This is a genomic window from Skermanella stibiiresistens SB22, assembly GCF_000576635.1.
GTDB lineage: Bacteria > Pseudomonadota > Alphaproteobacteria > Azospirillales > Azospirillaceae > Skermanella > Skermanella stibiiresistens.
On the sequence record NZ_AVFL01000018.1, the window covers coordinates 111,132 to 130,146 of the forward strand.

At 65.3% G+C, this 19,015-nt stretch carries 23 protein-coding genes; 16 read left to right on the plus strand and 7 right to left on the minus strand.

Translation table 11 applies throughout. From position 1 onward, the window contains the following. Nucleotides 1-80 precede the first annotated feature (80 nt). From N825_RS22260 to N825_RS22275, 5 genes are all read left to right on the plus strand, one after another. A complete protein-coding gene (locus N825_RS22260; RefSeq protein WP_037457142.1) occupies nucleotides 81-1,124 on the plus strand; it encodes a class I SAM-dependent methyltransferase in 1,044 nt (347 codons plus the stop codon). Nucleotides 1,125-1,219: 95 nt separating this feature from the next. Continuing rightward, on the plus strand, nucleotides 1,220-1,438 hold the full coding sequence (locus N825_RS41030) for an antitoxin MazE family protein (RefSeq protein ID WP_084164968.1): 219 nt from the start codon (nucleotides 1,220-1,222) through the stop codon (nucleotides 1,436-1,438). Further along, complete coding sequence (locus N825_RS22265) at nucleotides 1,435-1,764, plus strand: type II toxin-antitoxin system PemK/MazF family toxin (protein WP_037457144.1); 330 nt, start codon at nucleotides 1,435-1,437, stop codon at nucleotides 1,762-1,764. Before N825_RS41030 ends, N825_RS22265 begins: the two co-directional genes overlap by 4 nt. Before the next feature lie 241 nt (nucleotides 1,765-2,005). Then, a complete protein-coding gene (locus tag N825_RS22270; RefSeq protein WP_037457146.1) occupies nucleotides 2,006-3,586 on the plus strand; it encodes a CYTH and CHAD domain-containing protein in 1,581 nt (526 codons plus the stop codon). A gap of 33 nt (nucleotides 3,587-3,619) precedes the next feature. Then, nucleotides 3,620-4,246: a ParA family protein gene (locus tag N825_RS22275; RefSeq protein WP_037457149.1), complete on the plus strand. Its 627-nt coding sequence runs from the start codon at nucleotides 3,620-3,622 to the stop codon at nucleotides 4,244-4,246. Between the two features lie 9 nt (nucleotides 4,247-4,255). Here N825_RS22275 and N825_RS22280 read toward each other — a convergent pair whose 3' ends face one another. After that, on the minus strand, nucleotides 4,256-4,690 hold the full coding sequence (locus N825_RS22280) for a hypothetical protein (protein ID WP_037457150.1): 435 nt from the start codon (nucleotides 4,688-4,690) through the stop codon (nucleotides 4,256-4,258). Next, on the minus strand, nucleotides 4,687-5,547 hold the full coding sequence (locus N825_RS22285; RefSeq protein WP_245613199.1) for a TIGR02587 family membrane protein: 861 nt from the start codon (nucleotides 5,545-5,547) through the stop codon (nucleotides 4,687-4,689). Before N825_RS22285 ends, N825_RS22280 begins: the two co-directional genes overlap by 4 nt. Nucleotides 5,548-5,973: 426 nt before the next feature. Here N825_RS22285 and N825_RS22290 point away from each other — a divergent pair, with 426 nt between their 5' ends. The 3 genes from N825_RS22290 to N825_RS22300 all read left to right on the plus strand — a co-directional run bounded on the left by N825_RS22290 (nucleotide 5,974) and on the right by N825_RS22300 (nucleotide 7,803). Further along, the gene (locus N825_RS22290; protein WP_037457152.1) at nucleotides 5,974-6,552 is read left to right on the plus strand and encodes an AidA/PixA family protein; all 579 of its coding nucleotides are present in this window, start codon (nucleotides 5,974-5,976) and stop codon (nucleotides 6,550-6,552) included. A 356-nt stretch (nucleotides 6,553-6,908) separates the two neighbouring features. Then, complete coding sequence (locus N825_RS22295) at nucleotides 6,909-7,166, plus strand: hypothetical protein (RefSeq protein ID WP_157619482.1); 258 nt, start codon at nucleotides 6,909-6,911, stop codon at nucleotides 7,164-7,166. A gap of 379 nt (nucleotides 7,167-7,545) precedes the next feature. Continuing rightward, a complete protein-coding gene (locus N825_RS22300; protein WP_037457155.1) occupies nucleotides 7,546-7,803 on the plus strand; it encodes a hypothetical protein in 258 nt (85 codons plus the stop codon). Nucleotides 7,804-7,917: 114 nt separating this feature from the next. Here the strand turns inward: N825_RS22300 and N825_RS22305 are convergent, their stop codons facing one another. From N825_RS22305 to N825_RS22320, 4 genes are all read right to left on the minus strand, one after another. After that, nucleotides 7,918-8,139: a hypothetical protein gene (locus N825_RS22305; RefSeq protein ID WP_157619483.1), complete on the minus strand. Its 222-nt coding sequence runs from the start codon at nucleotides 8,137-8,139 to the stop codon at nucleotides 7,918-7,920. A gap of 120 nt (nucleotides 8,140-8,259) precedes the next feature. Further along, nucleotides 8,260-9,663: a sensor histidine kinase gene (locus N825_RS22310; RefSeq protein WP_037457287.1), complete on the minus strand. Its 1,404-nt coding sequence runs from the start codon at nucleotides 9,661-9,663 to the stop codon at nucleotides 8,260-8,262. 82 nt (nucleotides 9,664-9,745) lie between these two features. Further along, a complete protein-coding gene (locus tag N825_RS22315) occupies nucleotides 9,746-11,158 on the minus strand; it encodes a dihydrolipoyl dehydrogenase family protein (protein ID WP_037457159.1) in 1,413 nt (470 codons plus the stop codon). After that, entirely contained in the window at nucleotides 11,151-11,897 is a 747-nt protein-coding gene (locus N825_RS22320) for a TVP38/TMEM64 family protein (RefSeq protein WP_051512767.1), read from the minus strand. Before N825_RS22320 ends, N825_RS22315 begins: the two co-directional genes overlap by 8 nt. Before the next feature lie 164 nt (nucleotides 11,898-12,061). On the opposite strand from N825_RS22320, the gene N825_RS22325 reads away from it, so the two are divergent. The 8 genes from N825_RS22325 to nfi all read left to right on the plus strand — a co-directional run bounded on the left by N825_RS22325 (nucleotide 12,062) and on the right by nfi (nucleotide 18,087). Next, the gene (locus tag N825_RS22325) at nucleotides 12,062-12,844 is read left to right on the plus strand and encodes a hypothetical protein (protein ID WP_037457162.1); all 783 of its coding nucleotides are present in this window, start codon (nucleotides 12,062-12,064) and stop codon (nucleotides 12,842-12,844) included. A 115-nt stretch (nucleotides 12,845-12,959) separates the two neighbouring features. Further along, nucleotides 12,960-13,094, plus strand: a complete 135-nt coding sequence (gene rpmH, locus N825_RS38055) for a 50S ribosomal protein L34 (protein ID WP_084164970.1) — start codon at nucleotides 12,960-12,962, stop codon at nucleotides 13,092-13,094. A 5-nt stretch (nucleotides 13,095-13,099) separates the two neighbouring features. Continuing rightward, nucleotides 13,100-13,498, plus strand: a complete 399-nt coding sequence (gene rnpA / locus N825_RS22330) for a ribonuclease P protein component (RefSeq protein WP_037457164.1) — start codon at nucleotides 13,100-13,102, stop codon at nucleotides 13,496-13,498. Beyond that, nucleotides 13,498-13,818: a membrane protein insertion efficiency factor YidD gene (gene yidD, locus N825_RS22335; protein WP_051512768.1), complete on the plus strand. Its 321-nt coding sequence runs from the start codon at nucleotides 13,498-13,500 to the stop codon at nucleotides 13,816-13,818. Before rnpA ends, yidD begins: the two co-directional genes overlap by 1 nt. A gap of 9 nt (nucleotides 13,819-13,827) precedes the next feature. Then, nucleotides 13,828-15,573, plus strand: a complete 1,746-nt coding sequence (yidC, locus tag N825_RS22340) for a membrane protein insertase YidC (protein ID WP_037457167.1) — start codon at nucleotides 13,828-13,830, stop codon at nucleotides 15,571-15,573. A 127-nt stretch (nucleotides 15,574-15,700) separates the two neighbouring features. After that, nucleotides 15,701-16,369: a ribosome biogenesis GTP-binding protein YihA/YsxC gene (yihA, locus tag N825_RS22345; RefSeq protein ID WP_037457169.1), complete on the plus strand. Its 669-nt coding sequence runs from the start codon at nucleotides 15,701-15,703 to the stop codon at nucleotides 16,367-16,369. 123 nt (nucleotides 16,370-16,492) lie between these two features. Further along, nucleotides 16,493-17,419, plus strand: coding sequence for an acetylglutamate kinase (gene argB, locus N825_RS22350; RefSeq protein ID WP_051512769.1), 927 nt, complete (start codon nucleotides 16,493-16,495; stop codon nucleotides 17,417-17,419). Between the two features lie 53 nt (nucleotides 17,420-17,472). Continuing rightward, nucleotides 17,473-18,087 (plus strand): deoxyribonuclease V, encoded by a 615-nt coding sequence (gene nfi / locus N825_RS22355; protein WP_198038825.1) that lies wholly within the window; start codon nucleotides 17,473-17,475, stop codon nucleotides 18,085-18,087. Nucleotides 18,088-18,107: 20 nt separating this feature from the next. Here the strand turns inward: nfi and N825_RS22360 are convergent, their stop codons facing one another. After that, a complete protein-coding gene (locus tag N825_RS22360) occupies nucleotides 18,108-18,962 on the minus strand; it encodes an oxidoreductase (RefSeq protein WP_037457173.1) in 855 nt (284 codons plus the stop codon). Between the last annotated feature and the right edge of the window lie 53 nt (nucleotides 18,963-19,015).

Below are 19,015 nucleotides of genomic sequence, written 5' to 3' on the forward strand. Positions count from 1 at the left end.
GCAACCACACCGCTTGACTTGGCGCCGTATTGGACCAGCCTTGCTGTTTCACGATCGCCAACGAGAACGGAGCCTGAACCATGATCGGACCGGCAGGACGCGCGGCCTATGCCGTCAGCCAGACCGCCCGCATCTCGTGGTTCTTTGGGCAGTATGTCCTGGCGGCACGGCTGAACGGCCGCGTCGTCGCGGAGGACCAGCGGCCCAAGGACCTGAGGACTCCCAGCCGAGCGGCCCTATTGGCGGACCTGCGGGCGCTGATGCGCCAGGACTTCGCCAACATCGACGCCGGGTACTATCGCATGCCGCACGACATGGTGGAGCCGCCGGGCAAGGTGCTGCGCGACGCCGTGCGCTTCTTCCGGGACCTGCCGGAGGTGCGGCGGCGGCGGGCCGGCCGGATCAACGCGGAGGTGTTCGAGGAGCGCCGGGCCGAAGGCTCCAAGCTGCCACGCTACTATCTCCAGAACTTCCACTATCAGACCGACGGCTATCTCAGCGATCATTCGGCGGAACTCTACGACCATCAGGTCGAGGTGCTGTTCGGCGGTGGCGCCGACGCGATGCGGCGGCAGGCGCTGGTGCCCTTGCACCGGCATTTCCGCGATTGCAAGGTGGCGGAGAGCAGGCTGCTCGACGTGGCGTGCGGCACGGGCCGGTTCCTGACCTTCGTCAAGGACAACTATCCCCGGCTCGACGTCACCGCGCTGGATCTCAGCCCCAACTACCTCAATCAGGCCCGCCGGCTGCTGGAGCCCTGGTCACGCACCCGTTTCGTCCAGGCGGCGGCGGAGGCCATCCCCGCGGCCGATGCCAGCTTCGACGCCGTCACCTGCGTGTACCTTTTCCACGAGTTGCCCCGCAAGGTGCGCGCCGCCGCCGCGGCGGAGATGGCGCGGGTGCTGAAGCCGGGCGGCATCCTGGTCTTCGTCGAGACCCTTCAGAAGGGCGACCGGGCCGGTTATGACGGTTTGCTGGACCTGTTCCCGTTGGCCTTCCACGAGCCCTATTACGACGACTACATCCGTCAGGACCTGGGCGGATTGTTCTCGGAAGCGGGATTGGAGATCACCGAGACGACCCTGGCCTTCATGTCCAAGGTGGTGGTGTTGCGGAAATCTTGAATGGGGAGGCGGCGGAACGTCGAATGCGGGCTTCCGCTACTGTCTCTTGTATCGCGATGGCACCAGACCTATGACAGGTTATAGGAGGTGCTCCCATGGCAACGCCTGACAACATCCGTCGGAATGTACAGAATTACCGAACCCGCTTGCGGGAAAAGGGACTGCGCCCCAGAACGGTTTGGGTACCAGACACACGCTCTCCCGAATTCGCCGAGCGGGTCAGGCGTGACTCACTGGCCGTGAGCCACAATCCTTCGGAACTCGATGCCCTGGAATGGATAGAGGGTGCGATGGATGAAGGGGATGATGCGTGAGGCGTGGCGATATCGTGCTGGTCGCCGCCAAGGGGGACTATGGAAAGGTTAGGCCAAACGTCGTCGTCCAGTCCGAATTGCTCAATCCGACGCACGGGAGCGTGCTGGTTTGCCTCATCGAATCGAGCTTTCTGACAGGCGGGAGCAACTTCCGCATCCCAGTAGCGCCAACGGCGGGCAATGGTCTCGACCGCCCTTCCGAGGTGATGGTCGACAAGGTCGCGGCGATCCGGGCCGACCGCATCCGCCTCGTAGTAGGGTGCCTTGATGGCGACACGATGGCATCGATCGATCGGGCGCTCCTAATCGTGTTGGGCTTAGCCTGACAGCACCCTACCTGAACAACAGCTGGAAAGGTGGCACGGCAGAAGATGTGAGCGTAAGGAGACCACCCGCTGCCACAAAGAATCTCAAGTGCAAAGCTCCACCGCTTCAATTATGACAGTTTTATTAAAGTAATATTACATATTGTTTGTGATACGGCTGTCCTCTATAAAGTTCGTCAATCATTTCAGTTTCATGACACTATCCGGATCGGTAAACAGGTCCGGCTGAGAGACGCGAAGAATGGCAAGCCAGGAGATCGAGCTGAAGCTGCGGGTCGACCCACAGCATCTGCCCCGTTTTCGGAATTCCCCGGCTTTCGCCGGATCAGGCCGCTCGGCCGCGAAGAACCTCGAAAGCACCTATTACGACACCGATGATTTCCGGTTGCGGGATCGGGAGGTGACGCTTCGGGTCCGCAAGCAGGGCCGTGAGCATGTCCAGACCATCAAGGCGGGCAACGAGCATTCCGGCGGCGTCTTCAGCCGAGGCGAGTGGGAATGCAAGATCGCCGGCGCCGAGCCCGACTTGTCGGCCGTGACCGACGAGGAGGCGCTTCGCCTGCTGGGTCCCATCACCCAGGCGGAACTGAAGCCGGTCTTCACCAGCCATATCAAGCGGCATGTCCGGGTGCTGAACGGCGCCGCCGGGCACGGTCCCGACACGATCATCGAAGCCGCCATCGACCAGGGCGAGATCCGAACCGCGGGTGGCGAGGTGGTGCCGGTGGCGGAACTGGAACTCGAGTTGAAGGCGGGAGATCCCCAGGCGCTGTTCGACTTGGCGCTGGAGCTCTCCGGCATCGCTCCCGTGCGGATCGAGACCCGCAGCAAGTCGGAGCGTGGCTACGCGCTGGTCGCTGGTCAAACGGAATCCGCCGTCAAGGCCGAGAAGCTGACGCTGACACCGGAGCACACCGCCGAACAAGCTCTGGCCTCGATCATGCGCAACTGCCTGACGCATGTGGTGCTGAACGAGGCCTCCGCGATCAAGGGCGAGGACCCCGAAGGCGTCCATCAAATGCGGGTGGCGCTGCGCCGCCTGCGCTCGGCCCTGGCCCTGTTCCGCAAGCTGGTTCCGCCCGCCCAATACGACTGGCTGGCCGGCGAGGTCAAATGGCTGGCGAGCGAGCTGGGCAACGCCCGCGATCTGGATGTCTTCCTGGCCGACCTGCTGGCCCCGGTCGAAGGCGCGCTGGACCGCGACCGCGAAGCCGGCGGCCCGCTAACCGCCCTGCGCGAGGCCGCCTTGGCGAGCCGGGAGCGCGCCTATGGCAGGGCGCGCGACGCCATATTGTCCGACCGCTACACCACCCTGCTGCTGAAGCTGGGCGCGTGGCTGGAGTCGCGCTCGTGGCGGCAGCAACCGCTGTCGGAGGAGGCGGCCAAGCTGTTCGATCCCGTCACCGATCTGGCCGACGGGCTGCTCGCCAAGCGACACAAGCAGGCGCGCCGCCGAGGCGCCCACTTCGCCAAGCTCCGCTCCGAGCAGCGGCACGAGCTTCGGATCTCGCTGAAGAAACTGCGCTACGCGGTGGAGTTCTTCCGCTCGCTCTACGGCGACAAGGCGACGGTCAAGTACCTGCGCCGGCTGTCGGCCTTGCAGGACGATCTGGGCCACTTGAACGACGTCGCCACCGCCGAGACGCTGATGGGCAGGCTGGCCGACGAGCGGATGGGCGAGAACGCCGGGGACAAGCCTGGCCTGTGGCGCATCGGCGGCGGCATGGTGATCGGCTGGCACGCCCGCGGTGTCACCCAGATCGAGCCCCAACTGGTCCAGGATTGGGAAAACTTCGCCGACGCCACGCCTTTCTGGTCGTAGCTCCCAACCGGGTGGGATAGGATCGCGGCCATCATGTTCACAGTCCTCGTCGCCAATATCAAAGGTGGTTGCGGCAAGACCACGATCGCAACCCACTTGGCGGCCGCCTTCGCGACCTCCGGGCATCACACCCTTTTGGCCGATGTGGACCGCCAGAAATCCAGCCTCGGCTGGATCGAGCGGCGGCCCACCGACGCGGCGTCCCTGACCGGGCTGGACTGGACCAAGGAACTCGCCAGCCCTCCCAAGGGTCCAGGCAGGTTGGTGATCGACGCGCCGGCGGCGCTCAAGACCAAGCAGATCGAGGAACTGGTCAAGCTCGCCGACGTGATCGTGCTGCCGGTGCTGCCCAGCGCCTTCGACGAGCAGGCGACCCGCCGCTTCCTCGACAAGCTGGAGGAGCTGAAGCCGATCGCCAAGAACAAGAAGGACGTCCTGGTTATCGGCAACCGGCTGCGGGCGCGGACAAAATCGGCCGATCGGCTGGACGAGTTCCTGGAGGGCATCGGCCACAAGGTCGTGACCCGCATCCGCGATACCCAGCTCTATCCCGATACCGCCGCGACCGGGCTCAGCCTGTTCGACTTGAAGGGCAAGCGCATCGGCGAGTTTCGGGCGGACTGGGACCCGTTGCTCAGCTTCATGGCGGCGGCGGACTGACCAGAGCCCTCAAGGTTCGGCGTAGCCGATGGCCCGGACCGTGAGTTGGCCGGAACCGGGATCGCGGGTGAAGAACAGGCCGCCGCGCCGATCCGAGCGGCTTGGCAGGTAGTCCAGCCTCAGCTCGCTTTCCTCCGCTCCGGACCCATCCCCGCCGGATCCATTCCCACCGGCCAGGCGGCCCCGGATCAGCAGTTCCGCCGCCGCCTCGCCACCGGCGTTGTAGGCCCTGACCATGACCAGCCAGCCGTCGCGTTGGCGGATGACGCGCTCGACCTCGACATGGATCTCGGGCGGCCGATCACCCTGAGTGGTGCCGGACCACGCGAGGAACGCGACCGCAGCCGCCACCAGCAGAAGCCCCACCCCACCCAGCAGCCATTCCAGCACGGGGGTATGGAGCTTTTCCCTCGCGCCAGCGGCGTCGTGTTCAGCGTCGCTCATAGGATCAACCGGGCGGAGGCGGCGCCGATCGCGGCGGGAAAACCCAGCACCAGCGTCATCTTGACCAGCTCGAGCGGGCCGAGGCCATCGGTGCGGCCGAACGTCCACAACACATAGAGGCTGATCACCAGCGACAGCGCATAGGCCACGATGGTCAGCCGAAGGAACTCGCCCCCCGGTGATACGCCGCCGCGCGGTTCCGCCGTCCCCCGGAACCCGACGGCGTAGACGAAGCCGTGCATCACCAGCAGCGATCCGGCGATCAACGCGATCGCGTGCCAATCCGTCATCATCAGGGCGATCAGCACGATCTCGTCGGTCGGCGCGACGTTGAAAGCCATGAACATGGCCCCGACGCCCGCCAGGAACAGTTCGCCGCCATAGGTGTCGCGCCGGCTCTCCTCCTCCCCGTCCTCGTCACGCTGGCCGAGCTGGCTACGCGCCAGCATCGCGCCGATGGCTCCGGGGATCGCCTGAAGCACGATCTTGCCGGCGATCTCGTCGTATGAATTGCCGGTCTGGATGACCGCCAGCAGCGACAGGACCGCGGCGGAGGCGACGAACCCGACCGCCAGCGCCCCGAAGGCGTCCAGAACGAAATCCTTGGGACCCGCCCCCCGCTCGAACCCGGCGTAATAGGCCAGGACCGACAGCAGCGGGATGGTCAACAGCAGGAACAGCAACAGGCGCGGACGCGGCATGTAAAAGCCCAGCCACCACATCTCCATCGTCATCATCAAGGGCAGGGAAAAGATGATGGCGCCCCCGAAGGCGCGCCCGGTGGCGACCGCGAAGTCGCGGTTCGCCTTCCACTCCATCGAGGGCCATCCCGTCGCGGGATGGGTGCGTCCGGTCATCTTTCCCCTCGGCGAAGTTCCCCTGGGGAGGTGAAGGCCCCATCACCGCCGGCGTTGCCGAAATACGAAAGAGGTAGCCCAGATTCATGGAGCGGGTGTCAACGAACTCGATTCCGGCCAACGTCTTGGACCGCGGCAAGACCGCCCTCATACCGACTACAAGCGCATTCAATTAGCCTTCAAAGAAAAAGTAATAGCGATCACTAGAATGGAGACAATGATCGTTTGGCAATCCTGAAGCTCTTTGAGGCTTCAGAATGGAAATGAACATTACTTCATCGAAATTCACAATTTCCAGGCTTAAATATACGCGTTTTTTATTTGATTTAACTTCTTCTTTATACGAAATTGACCGCACCCACACACAAGCACTCGACACGAGCAACTGTGTGACTGGAGGCACCCCGAAATGAAGGAACATCTAACGTGAGCACGATCAACATCGTCATCGTATTCGACACGCAGTCGATCATCGGAGCCTACGGATCCCCCAGTCAAACCTCCAGCTCTCCGACGCCGATCGGCCACCAATACACCTACATGGTCACGCAGCCGGGCTATGTCGTTCCGGCGACGTCATCGACGCCGACGACGCAGGCGACGGGCAATCTGAACATCCTGGCGGATACGGGCGACATCATTCAGTGGACCGCTTGCGCGCTTTCCGGCGACTTGCAGACCTATGTCATCCCTTACGCCATCTCCCCCTTCTCGAGCACGGGTTCGCCTAATCCGACGGTCGTCACGAGCACTCCGGTTCCGCTGTTGATCACCGAGTCCTCCCCCTATCCCGTCCTGCCGTTCCCCTCCTCCGGCAATCCGAGCTGTAAACTCCAGACCCTGCAGAATTACCTTCTGCAGGCCACGGTCTCGAATTACGGCACGGAGACTTACGGCATCTCCTTCATGATCCTGCAGCAGCAGCAGGGCGGCACCATCACCACGCTCGGTTATTACAACTGGGATCCGACCATCACCGTCACACAGCCGACGATCGGCTCATAACGTCCCATCATCGATACGGGCGTGGACTCTGGCGTCTCCCGACGGTGCTGTATTTCCAGTATCGGGTCTGGAGACGCCAGAGCTTGACGTTTCAGGCTTTTCTCACCATCCGCGCGCCTCGGACGGATCGTCCAAAGCGCCTGATCCAACATTTCTGGACACGTTCCAGCAAACTCGACGGAAAAGACCTCATGGTCGGTGGGCTCATAGGGGTTGGTTCGCGGTGAAGCCGGCATTCCAGCGGCGCCATCACCCTTTTGGATGGTGGCACATCCCTTGCTAAGAGGTAATCCATCGGCGCACGGCGACGATGCCGACGGCGAAAATCAACAGACCTTCGATCAGTGGAGAACATCATGAGCAGCAATCTCGGCGTTGAGCAAAGCGGCAAGTCCGGCGGCGATGCCCTGGGTCACTCCACCTCGGGCTCGGCCAGCCTCGGTGGCGCCGGTTTGGGTTCGGCCTCCGCTTTCGGCGGCTACGGCGCCGGTTCGGCCGCTGGCACCGCCTCGGGCTTCGGCGGCGCGTCGGACTCGTCCTCGAGCGCCGCTGGCGCCCTCGGTGGCGACATCAGCGACAACACCTCGATCGGCTCGATCACCATCAACTCCTGAGGCCGCGCCGGGCCGCTGGCCCGGCACCACCAGGATCAGGTTGGCGTGACAAGCTGATGTCGAAGCCGGAGCGTGCCCAGGGGTGCGCTCCGGCTTCGACCGTTTTGGACTTGGGGCATGCCAAGCCGATCGCGAGCCCCCGTCCATCATCTCTCTGCAAGGGTTAGTCCAAATTTTCTGGACAGGTTCCAGCAAACTCGACGGGAACGGTCGCCGTCCTCACCGCCAGAGACAAGGGATCGCGGGGAAACCCCGACGGCAAGCGGTTTTCGCCACCCCACTCGATAGTGGCATATCCCTTGCTATTGGGTAATCCATCGGCGGACGGCGAGAGTGCCGACGGCGCGGACGAATAAACCTTCGATTAGCGGAGAACATCATGAGCAGCAGAATCGGCATCGAGCAGAGCGGCAAGTCGGGCGGTGACGCCGTTGGTCATTCCACTTCGGACTCGATGGGCCTCGGCGGCGCCGGCATGGGTTCGGCGTCGGCCTTCGGCGGCCTTGGCGGCGGTTCCGCCTCGGGTACCGCTTCGGGCTTCGGCGGCGCGTCGGATTCGTCCTCGGACGCGGCTGGCGCCCTGGGTGGCGACATCAGCGACAACACCTCGATCGGTTCGATCTCGATCAATTCCTGACAACGCGCCGGACCATCGGCCCGGACGTCGCGGAACCGCGGATCATGGAAAAAGCGCGGCATCCCTGGGGTGCCGCGCTTTTCTCGTGTCTTCGGGAATGTATCCGCGAAACGCTCAGTTGTTGTGAGCGGCCGTGTCGCCAGGGCCGCGGGGCCGCGCGCCGGCGGCGTCGAATCCCTTGCGGATCATGAGGAAGATCACCGCGATGGCGACGGCGAAAACGATCAGTCCGAGGTAATAGAAGGTGTTGTCAGCCGCGCGGGACGACACGAAAAGACCGATGATGCCGATCACGCCGATCACACCGCCGGTAATCCATTTGCCGAGATTCTCCAACTTCCCCTCCTCCATTCCGGTAGACGGCTGTCCGCCGTCCTGATGTGATGTCCCTCATCTAATAGGCAAATGGCGCTGTTGTCGCAATCGATCCCTGAGGCGGGGCGAAAAGCCAGCGACCTACCCGCCACCCCCGGGAAGTTCCAGCATGAAACGGGTGCCTTGGCCGCCGCTTTCGATCAGGCGGACGTCGCCGCCATGGGCGCGGGCGACCTCCCGGGCGATCGCCAGTCCAAGGCCGGTACCGCCGGCCCGCGCCGAACCGGCGAAGGGCTGGAACAGGTTCTCGCGCGCGCGGGGCGCCAGTCCCGGGCCATTGTCCGCGACCGTCACGGCGATCCGCCCCCCCTCCCGCACGGGGGCCGCGGCCGTGACGGTGACCTCGGTGGCGCCCGCCTCCAAGGCGTTGCGGCCGAGATTGACCAAGGCCCGCGCCAACTGTTCACGGTCGGCCCGCACCCGTAATCCCTTCGCCACGTGGTTGACCCAGGAGACACCGTCGCGCGCCTCCGGCAGCAGCTCCGCGCCGACCTCCTCCACGATCTCGGCCAGCGGGATGTCCGCGCGGTGGAGCGGCAGCGCGCCATCCCGCGAATAGGCCAGCGTCTGGCTGCACAGCTCGACCGCCCGGTCGATCGACCGCATCAGGCGCGGCGTCACGCGCCGAACCTCGGGATCGCCACTATCCGCCAGCCGTTCGGAAACCAGGGCGGCGGTCGACAGGATGTTGCGGAGGTCGTGGTTGATCTTGGTGACCGCCGTCCCGAGCGCCGCCAGACGCTCTTTCTGACGCAAGGCCGAGCGGAGCGCCGACTGCATGTCGATCAGCTCGCGCTGGGCCATGCCGATCTCGTCGGCCCTGCGGGTATGTGGCAGCGTCGCCGACAGGTCCTCCGGATCGCGGCGGAACGCCATCATGCTGGCGGTGATCCGCCGCATCGGCTGCACCATCAGGGCGTTGAGGCTGAGGAAGACCAGCCCGGCCGTGATGAGCGAGATCAGGACCGAGAGCGCCAGGATACGCTCGGCGAAATCGAACATCTCGGCCCGCAGCGGCGCCTCGTCCAGCACCACCTCGACCACCGCCCGATTGTCCTTGGGCGACATTCCCGTCACCTTGATCACGCGGTCGTCGTGCAGGGTCAGCAAGGAGACCGCGTCCATGATCATGTCGAACCACATGGCGCGGCGCAGGTCGTAGGTCTGGTCGACGGTCGGCGCCACGGTCGAGCTGAGCATGTAGATGCGCTGGTCCGGCAGGATCAGGTCGACCGAATAGGCGCCGACATGGCCGAGCAGCTTGCCCTCCAGTTCCGGGGTGACCATCTGGTCCGGCGCCGCCTCGATCGTCAGGGCGGCGAGATGACCGGCCGCCATCCGCCCCTCCAACCAGGTCTGGCGGAAGCGGGCGACCGATGGCGCGAAGATCAGCACCTCCGCCAGCATGACGAACAGGATCGTCATCACCAGGAGCTTGGCCGACAGGCTGGCCAAGGGGCTGGTGACGAACTTGCGGAGAGGCATGGCCGGAAGGGTATCCATTCCATTGGGGGTGGATACCTTATACGTCAAATACCGCTGGCTTGAACCGCCTTCGCGGACCCGCTCAGCCGAACCAGCCGAGGAACCGCACCAGCCCGCGGGTCCGTCCGCTGAACAGCTTGGGTGTATAGAAGCCGCCGGCGGCGCGCTTGCTGGCTTCCCCCAGGGTCGGATAGGGTGCCACCATCGACGCGATGGCGCCGATCTTCAGCTTTTGGGAGATCGCCAGGCACCAGACCTGGATCAACTCGCCGGCGTGGGCACCGACGATCGAGGCGCCGAGGATGCGGCCGTTGGGCAGCGTGACGACCTTGACCTTGCCTTCGGTGTCACGCTCCGCCTGGGCGCGGTCGTTCTCCTCGAACCCCCAGGTCAGCACCCTGACCTCGCCATGGGATTCGCGCGCCTGGGCCTCGGTCAGGCCGACATGCGCCAGTTCCGGCTCGGTATAGGTGACCCATGGCAGCGCCGAGTAATCGACCTTGGCCGGCAGCCGGAACAGCGCGTTGCGGATCACGATGCCGGCGTGATAGCCCGCGATGTGGGTGAACTGCGGGCCACCGGCGACATCGCCCACCGCGAACACGCGGCGGTTGGTGGTGCGCAGCCGGGCATCCGTCTTGACCCCCCTGGCGCTGAACTCGATGCCCGCCGCCTCCAGACCCAGCCCGTCCACGTTGGCTTGACGGCCAGCCGCCACCAGCAGGTCCGAGCCCTCCACCCGCCCGCCGCCATCCAGGATCACGGCGACGCCGTTGCCATGGCGCTCGACCCGCGCCACCTCGACCCCCTCGCGCAGGTCGACGCCCTCCGCCGTGATCCGGTCTCGCACGATCGCCACCAGATCCGGATCGTCCTTGGGCAGGATGGAGTCCTTCTGCAGGACGGTGACGCGGGCGCCCAGACGGCGGTGGGCCTGCGCCATCTCCATGCCGATCGGTCCGCCGCCGATGATGATCAGATGATCGGGAGCGGACCGGCGCTCGAAGATCGTCTCGTTGGTCAGGAAGGGCACGTCCGCGAGGCCGGCGACTGGCGGCGTGGCCGCCCGCGACCCGGTCGCCAGCACGAACCGCCGGGCGCGGATGGTGTCACCCCCCGCTTCGACCGTTTCGGGACCGGTGAAGCGGGCGCTCGCCTGGATGACGCGGACGCCCAGTCCCTCGAACCGCTGGACGGAGTCGTTGGGCGCTATCGCGGCGATCACACCGTGGACATGGTCGTGGACGCGGGCGAAGTCGATCTCGGGTTCATGCCCATTGACGCCGAAGCGCCCGGCGTGGCGCACCGCGTCGGCGGCCCGTCCCGCGGCCAGCAACGACTTGGACGGGACACAGCCATAGTTGAGGCAGTCGCCGCCCATGGCGCCGCGCTCGATCAGCACGGTGGAGGCCCCCATCTGGACCGCCCCCGCCGCGACCGACAAACCGCCGGACCCCGCCCCGATGACGCAGATATCGGTCTTGATCTCAGCCATGGGTGCTCGCTCCCGTGTTCTTGCCGGATTTGATCTTCTTATAGATGACCGGCACCAGCGCCAGCAGCGACAGCGCCACGATCGGCAGCAGGATTTCCGGCGTGAAGATGATTTTCAGATCGGGCGTGCCACCGGACTCGAACACCGCGCCGACGCCGTTGCCGACCGAGGCGTAGACGAAGCTGCCGGGGATGATGCCGAGAAACGTGCCGATCACATAGGTGCCGAGCGGCACGCCCAGGAAGGCCGGCACCAGATTGACCAGCCAGAATGGGAACAGGGGCACCAGCCGCAGCACGAGCAGATAGCTGAGCGCGTTCTCCCGGAACCCCGCCTCCAGCCGCTCCATCCAGGGGCCGGCGCGCTTCCTCAAACCATTGCCCAGGGCGGTGCGCGCCGCGAGGAAAACCCCCACGGCACCCAAAGTGGCACCGATCACGACATAGAAGCCGCCGGCCACCGTGCCGAACAGGAATCCGCCGGCGATGGTCAAGACGGCGGCGCCGGGGATCGAGAACGCGACGGCCAGGGCGTAGAGTCCCATGAAGGCCAGCGGCGCCACGATGGGATGACGCCCGACCAAGTCGAGCAGCACCTCGCGGTTTTCGCCCAGGCTGGAGAAGCTGAGATAGTGGTGGAAGCCCAGCCCGAAGAAGGCGGCCAGTCCGGCCGCCAGAAGCACCAGCGGCAGGAACCGCTTGGCGGTAGAGGGGGTGGACATCTGTTCGGCGGCGGCCATGGATCCTTGATCTCCATCAGCGGAGGGGTCTTCGAGAGGTAACATCGGCACCGTTCACCAGCCAGTCACCTTGCCGTGAGCCGGGCCGTGAAGAGGAACCGTGAGGTTGCCATGGCTTGGCGGTTGATACGGGGCAACGACAGGTCAACGGGAGAGCCAGCGCCATGGCCCAGCGAAAGAGCAGCCAGCCCACGGAAATCGTCGAGCGCGGCAACATCTATTTCATCTACCGTCCCAAGGTGCGGGGTGAGGATGAACCGGAGGAGATCGCCGACGGCATCGATGACATCGAGCGTTTCCACATGGTGCTGCGCCCGGACGGCGTCAGCCTTTTCCGCCTGATGACGATCGGCCGGAAGCGCCTGCCGGACACCGAGGACCATGAGCGGAACTGGGGTTTCGTCGATCTGATCGCCAAATCCGCCAAGGAGATCACGGCGGAGTTGGGCGAGGACCACTACGACACCAAGACCCGAGGCGAGCGCGTACGTCCCGCCGCGCGCCCCGCCGGGGAGGGCGTGTACGTGCTGACGCGGACCGGCCACACCCTGCATCTGGCGTACGCGCTGGAGCTTCCCGAGAAACCCGGTCCCGTCCAGAAGGAGTTGAACATCCAGGACGAGGGCAGCTTCGCGCTGTCGGTCAAGAACCCGAAGAAGGGATCCCCGCCCAATACCGGCCTCGGCGACAACCAGGAGGCGGAATATCCCGCCAAGCTCCAGAAGGAGTTCGGCGACCGCCGTTTCGCGACCGAGGACACTCGCCTGCTCGATTACGCCGGGGCGGAGTTCATCCTGATCGGAGCGGGACACGATGTCGAACGTCATCTCGGTGTCGACCTGGAACCGGAGGACGAGACCGAGGGCAGTGCCGACATCTTCAAGCAACTGCGGATATCCAAGGGCAAGCATCCGATCGAGCCGCTGCTGACCGGCGAGTGGCGCTGATCCAAGCCCTGGATGTCGAACTCCCGCAGGGTGCTTACTCATTGACTCGGACCACCCCTGCCCCTATACACCGTCCTTCGTTTTTGGGTTCACCTGTTTTAACGGAGTGTGTGTCGTGAAACGCACGTACCAGCCGAGTAAGATCGTGCGCAAGCACCGGCACGGTTTTCGCGCCCGTATGGCCACTGTTGGTGGTCGCCGGGTTCTGTCCGCCCGCCGGTCCAGGGGCCGCAAGCGCCTCAGCGCTTAAGCCCAATGCCGCCCGAAGGGAGCGCGTCCGGACTCGGACGTCTCAAACGGCGGCCGGAATTCCTGGCTGTGGCCGGTGCGCGCCGCAAGTGGGTCGCACCCGGCTTGATCCTGCAAGCCCGCCGCCATGACGATCGCCAGCACCCCGGTGCGGGCGAGGCTTTGACGCGCGTGGGCTTCACGGCCAGCAAGAAGGTCGGCAACGCCGTCGCCCGCAATCGGGCGAAACGGCGTCTTCGCGCGCTCGCGCAGGAGATCATGACGGAGCATGGCGCTCCCGAAACGGATTTCGTGCTGATCGCGCGCGGCGAGACGCTGGTCCGCCCGTGGGACGACTTGCGCCAGGATTTGACGACTTGCCTCAAACGCCTCAAGGCGTGGCGGTCGTCAGCCGAGGTTTCGTGATGACGAGGCTCTGGAGCGGTGTGGCGGGCGCCAGTCCGGCGGCATACCTGCTGCGCGGCCTGGTGACGCTTTACCAGTGGACCTTGGCGCCGATTTTGGGCAACAACTGCCGCTTCGAACCAAGCTGTTCCAACTACGCTCTGGAAGCCCTATCTAAGCACGGAGCGATCCGCGGCGGTCTGATGGCGGGCTGGCGCATCCTGCGATGCAATCCGTGGGGCGGAGCAGGCTGGGACCCGGTGCCCGACGCCAGACAGGCCGACGCCGGAAAAGCCGACAACGAAAAATACCATAACAGATGCGATCACGGCAGGGACTGACCAGGACCCATGACTGACCAGCGCAACCTTCTCGTGGCGATCCTGCTGTCGATCGTCATCCTGCTCGGATTTCAGTATTTCTACGAAATCCCGCGCATGGAACAGCGCAAGGCGGAACTGGCGCAGCAGCGCGCGGAGGAGCAGGCCCGCCTGCCCGCCCCGACCACCCCCGACGGCGTCACCGCCGACGGCTCGCCCGTTCCCCTTCCCGGCGCTCCAGCGGCCGGCGCGCCGCGCGACCGCGGCGAGATCGTGGCGGCCGGGCAGCGCGTCCGGATCGACACGCCGCGCCTGCACGGCACGATCTCGACCATCGGCGCCCGGGTCGATGACCTGACGCTGGCGGATTACCACGTGACGCCCGACCGGGGCAGCCCTGAGATCGTGCTGCTGTCGCCCGCCGGGACCAGCCAGCCCTATTACGCCGAGTTCGGCTGGGTACCGGCCGCCGGAACCAACCAGCCGGTTCCCGACAGTTCCACCCAGTGGTCCGCCCCGGCCGAGCCGCTGACGCCCGACCGTCCCGTCACCATGACCTGGGACAACGGCCAGGGCCTTGTGTTCGAGAAGACGTTCACGGTCGATCAGAACTACATGTTCTCGGTCACCCAACGCGTCCGCAACACGACCGACGCGCCGGTGGCGCTGGTGCCCTACGGCTTGGTGTCGCGCCATGGCACGCCGCCGACCCTGGGTTATTACATCCTGCACGAAGGTCCGTTGGGTGTCTTCGGTGGCACGCTGCACGAGTACAAGTACGGCGACATCAAGGAAGACGGCAACATCCAGTACCAGACGACCGGTGGCTGGATGGGCATCACCGACAAGTATTGGCTGGTGTCGCTGGTTCCCGACCAGAACTCCAATCTCCAGTCGCGGATCCGTCACACCTCCACCAACGGGCAGGACCGTTATCAAGTCGATTATACCGGCCAGCCGATCACCGTGGCTCCGGGCGAGAGCACCGAGACGACCAACCGGCTGTTCGCCGGCGCCAAGCAGGTCAAGCTGCTGGACGCCTACTCCGATCAATACGGCATCAAGAATTTCGACCTCGCGATCGACTTCGGCTGGTTCTACTTCCTGACCAAGCCGTTCTTCTACGCGTTGGATTTCCTGGGCACGCTGTTCGGCAACTTCGGCGTCGCGATCCTGGTGTTCACCGTCTTCGTCAAGGCCCTGTTCTTCCCCCTGGCCAACAAGTCGTACAAGGCCATGAGCAAGATGAAGGCCTTGCAGCCGGAGATGACCAAGATCCGCGAGCGTTTCGGCGACGACCGCCAGCGGATGAGCCAGGAGATGATGGCGCTGTACAAGCGCGAGAAGGCCAATCCGGTCAGCGGCTGTCTGCCGATCGTGATCCAGATCCCGGTGTTCTTCGCGCTCTACAAGGTGCTGTTCGTCACCATCGAGATGCGGCACGCGCCGTTCTTCGGCTGGATCCACGACCTGTCGGCGCCCGATCCCACCACCATCTTCAACCTGTTCGGCCTGATCCCGTGGACGCCGCCGACCATGTTGCACCTGGGCGTGTGGCCGATCATCATGGGCATCACGATGTTCCTGCAGCAGAAGTTGAACCCGGCGCCGCCCGATCCGGTCCAGGCCAAGGTGTTCATGGCGCTGCCGTTCGTGTTCACCTTCATGCTGGCCAGCTTCCCGGCCGGTCTGGTGATCTACTGGGCGTGGAACAACAGCCTGTCGATCCTCCAGCAGTGGTTGATCATGCGCAAGATGGGCGTCAAGGTCACCTGACCCATCAGGTAACCTGAACCACGGGACCTAGCGGCACCCGTCGAATACAGCGCCGCCCCGGGCAACCGCGGGCGGCGTTTCGCCATCCCGAGCTTGGGATGCGCGCCAGAACAAGGACAAGACCACGATGACCGGCCCGATCATCCAACCCACCCTGATGCCGGACGAGGCCGAGGCCGGTCTCGAGGCCGGACGCCTGTTGTTCGCCAAGGAGTGCGAGTTCATCTGGGGCGCCGCCGACGAGGCGAACCTGCCCGAGGCCAAGCTGCCGGAGATCGCCTTCGCCGGCCGGTCCAACGTCGGCAAGTCCAGTCTGGTCAACGCGCTGACCGGCCGCAAGACGCTGGCCCGGACGTCGAACACGCCGGGCCGAACCCAGCAATTGAACTTCTTCGATCTGGGCGGCCGTGTCGTGCTGGTCGACCTGCCCGGCTATGGCTACGCCAAGGAATCTAAGACCAAGGTCGCCGCCTGGACCACGCTCGTTAAGAACTATCTGCGGGGACGCGTGACCTTGCGCCGCATCTGCCTGCTGATCGATGGACGCCATGGGCTGAAGCCCAATGATCTGGAGATCATGGAGATGCTGGACAAGGCCGCCGTGCCCTACCAGATCGTCCTGACCAAGATGGACAAGGTCAAGAAAATCGATCAGCCGGCCCTGGTCGAACGGACCGCCGCCAGCCTCAAGAAGCATCCGGCGGCGCACCCGGAGATCGCCTCGACCAGTTCCGAGGACGGCACCGGTGTGGTCGAGCTGCGCGCCAGCTTGGCGACCTTGGCCAATCCGGCCTGACACCTGGAGTCGTGGGATGCCCAGCCATTGGACTGTTGCGCCTGAATCACTGGCGGCGGCAAATCGGCATCACGCGAAACCCCGACTAGCGGGCACCGGTTCTTTCACTTAGAGTTCCGCGCCATGAGCGAACCGACCGACACCCCCGCCCCGCCGCAGCTGTCCCGCGAGGAATGGCTGACCAAGGCCCGGACCCTATCCGAGGCCCTTCCCTATATGCGCCGATACTCCGGCCGCACCTTCGTGATCAAGTACGGCGGTCACGCGATGGGCGACGAGTCGCTGGGCGAGCTGTTCGCCCGCGACGTCGTGCTGCTGAAGCAGGTCGGCATCAACCCCGTGGTGGTCCACGGCGGCGGCCCGCAGATCGGCGCCATGCTGGAGCGGCTGAAGATCAAGAGCTCCTTCGTCGACGGGCTGCGCGTGACCGACAAGGATACCGTGGACATCGTCGAGATGGTCCTGTCCGGCTCGATCAACAAGCAGATCGTGACGGCGATCAGCAACCAGGGCGGCAAGGCGGTCGGCCTGTCGGGCAAGGACGGCCACCTGATCACGGCGCGCAAGCTGCGCCGGACCCAACGCGATCCCGACAGCAACATAGAGAAGATCCTGGACCTGGGTTTCGTCGGCGAGCCCTATCAGGTCAATCCGCAAATCCTGGAGACCTTCGAGAAGTCGGACGTCATTCCGGTGATCGCCCCGATCGGCCTGGGCCGCAACGGCGAGACCTATAACATCAACGCCGACACGGCGGCCGGCGCCATCGCGGCGGCCCTGGGCGCCACCCGCCTGTTCCTGCTGACCGATGTCGCCGGTGTGCTGGACAAGCAGAAGAAGCTGATCTCCACCATGACGCTGGACGACGCCCGCGGCTATATGACAGACGGCACCATCAGCGGCGGCATGATCCCGAAGATCGAGACCTGCATCTCCGCCGTGGAGCAAGGTGTCGACGCATCGGTCATCCTTGACGGCCGCGTCCCCCACGCCCTGCTGCTGGAGATCTTCACCGAGGGCGGCGCGGGAACGATGATCGGGCGCGACTGACGGAACATCTTGAACCAAAGGACCCCTGGCCCACCACCGAGGCGGAAGCCCGCGTGGTCCAGGAGAGGATGCGCGGGCAGGTGGTGCCCCACGACGATTTCGGCCCAGTGCGCCGAATCGCCGCCGTGGACGCCCATTTCAGCGAATCGGACAACAAGACCTGGGCGGCGGTCGCGGAAATCGATCCCGTCACGCTGGAACTGACCCGCTCCGTCCTGCTGTGGCGCCCGACCGTCTTCCCCTACGTGCCGGGCTTCCTGTCGTTCCGCGAGGTTCCGGCCATGGTGGCGGCGCTGTCGTTGTTGCCGGAGCCGCCCGACCTGCTGGTGGTCGATGGCCAGGGCTTGGCGCATCCGCGCCGTTTCGGCTTGGCCTGTCACCTGGGCGTCGTGACCGGCCTGCCGGCGATCGGAGTCGCCAAGTCGCGCTTGGTGGGACGCTATGACGAGCCCGGACGGGAGCGCGGCTCCTCATCCCCGATGTTCCACCGGCGGGAGCTGGTCGGGGTGGCGCTCCGCACCCGCGACGGCACCAACCCGCTGTTCGTCTCGGTCGGCCATCGGGTGAGCCTGCCCACCGCCGTCGATCTGGTGCTCCGCTTCAGCCCGAAATGGCGCCTGCCGGAGCCTATCCGGCTGGCAGACGCCATTTCCCGCATGCACGGCTGAAACGGCTCTCGAACCGCTGTTCAGCGCTCGTTTTCAGGATAATCGGCGCCCAGGCTGGTCTCCTTCCAGGCGTCGATCTCCTCGATAACGCTCGCCAGCTTGCCGCGCACCGTCTCGACGCCGAAGGCTCCGAGCACCAGATGGCGGGGCGTGTTCGGGGCCTCCACCGCCTTGATGATCGCGGCGCAGGCGCGGACCGGATCGCCGGGCTGCTTGCCGCTATAGCCGGATGTCGCCTTCATGCGCGACGCCGCGGTTTCCGCGTAGTCGGGTATCCGGCTTTCGGTCTGCTTGAGCGAGCGTCCGGCCCAGTCCGTGCGGAACGGCCCCGGCTCTACACACAGGACCTTGATGCCGAGCGGCTCGACCTCGCGCCCGAGCGAGTCGGACAGCCCCTCGACCGCGTGCTTGGTCGCCGCGTAATAGCCGGAGCCGGGAAATCCCACGAAGCCGGCGACCGAGGAGAAGTTGACGATGTGCCCCCGCTTCCGCGCGCGCATGCCCGGCAGGACCGCGCGGATCATGGCGGCCAAGCCGAACACGTTGGCCTCGAACATGGCGCGGATCTCGGCGTCGTCGCCCTCCTCGACCGGCGCCTGATAGCCATAGCCGGCGTTGTTGACCAGCACGTCGATGGCGCCGAACCGCTTCTCCGCCGCCGCGACCGAGTCGGTCACCTGACCCGCGTCGGTGACGTCGAGGGCCAGCGCCAGGACGCGATCCTCGGCACCGGACGCCAAGTCCCGCACCCGCTCGACGTCCCGCGCCGTCACGACCACCCGCCAGCCGCGATCGAGCACGAGCTTGGCGAGTTCCCGGCCGAACCCGGTCGAGCAACCGGTGATGAACCAAACAGGAGCGTTTTCCGATGTCATGCCTGCATTCCCTTGTAGCGAAGGCCTTGCGAATCCAAGGCGTGCCTCACCGG

Coding starts and splice junctions, on each gene's coding strand:
- N825_RS22300 (WP_037457155.1), top strand. CDS start 7,546: ATGAGCAGCAGAATCGGCATCGAGCAGAGCGGCAAGTCGGGCGGTGAC.
- yidD (WP_051512768.1), top strand. CDS start 13,498: ATGACGAGGCTCTGGAGCGGTGTGGCGGGCGCCAGTCCGGCGGCATAC.
- N825_RS22325 (WP_037457162.1), top strand. CDS start 12,062: ATGGCCCAGCGAAAGAGCAGCCAGCCCACGGAAATCGTCGAGCGCGGC.
- argB (WP_051512769.1), top strand. CDS start 16,493: ATGAGCGAACCGACCGACACCCCCGCCCCGCCGCAGCTGTCCCGCGAG.
- N825_RS22360 (WP_037457173.1), bottom strand. CDS start 18,962: ATGACATCGGAAAACGCTCCTGTTTGGTTCATCACCGGTTGCTCGACC.
- N825_RS22310 (WP_037457287.1), bottom strand. CDS start 9,663: ATGCCTCTCCGCAAGTTCGTCACCAGCCCCTTGGCCAGCCTGTCGGCC.
- N825_RS22275 (WP_037457149.1), top strand. CDS start 3,620: ATGTTCACAGTCCTCGTCGCCAATATCAAAGGTGGTTGCGGCAAGACC.
- yidC (WP_037457167.1), top strand. CDS start 13,828: ATGACTGACCAGCGCAACCTTCTCGTGGCGATCCTGCTGTCGATCGTC.
- N825_RS22260 (WP_037457142.1), top strand. CDS start 81: ATGATCGGACCGGCAGGACGCGCGGCCTATGCCGTCAGCCAGACCGCC.
- N825_RS22280 (WP_037457150.1), bottom strand. CDS start 4,690: ATGAGCGACGCTGAACACGACGCCGCTGGCGCGAGGGAAAAGCTCCAT.
- rnpA (WP_037457164.1), top strand. CDS start 13,100: ATGCCGCCCGAAGGGAGCGCGTCCGGACTCGGACGTCTCAAACGGCGG.
- N825_RS22295 (WP_157619482.1), top strand. CDS start 6,909: ATGAGCAGCAATCTCGGCGTTGAGCAAAGCGGCAAGTCCGGCGGCGAT.
- N825_RS22320 (WP_051512767.1), bottom strand. CDS start 11,897: ATGGCCGCCGCCGAACAGATGTCCACCCCCTCTACCGCCAAGCGGTTC.
- N825_RS22270 (WP_037457146.1), top strand. CDS start 2,006: ATGGCAAGCCAGGAGATCGAGCTGAAGCTGCGGGTCGACCCACAGCAT.
- N825_RS22285 (WP_245613199.1), bottom strand. CDS start 5,547: ATGACCGGACGCACCCATCCCGCGACGGGATGGCCCTCGATGGAGTGG.
- N825_RS41030 (WP_084164968.1), top strand. CDS start 1,220: ATGGCAACGCCTGACAACATCCGTCGGAATGTACAGAATTACCGAACC.
- N825_RS22315 (WP_037457159.1), bottom strand. CDS start 11,158: ATGGCTGAGATCAAGACCGATATCTGCGTCATCGGGGCGGGGTCCGGC.
- yihA (WP_037457169.1), top strand. CDS start 15,701: ATGACCGGCCCGATCATCCAACCCACCCTGATGCCGGACGAGGCCGAG.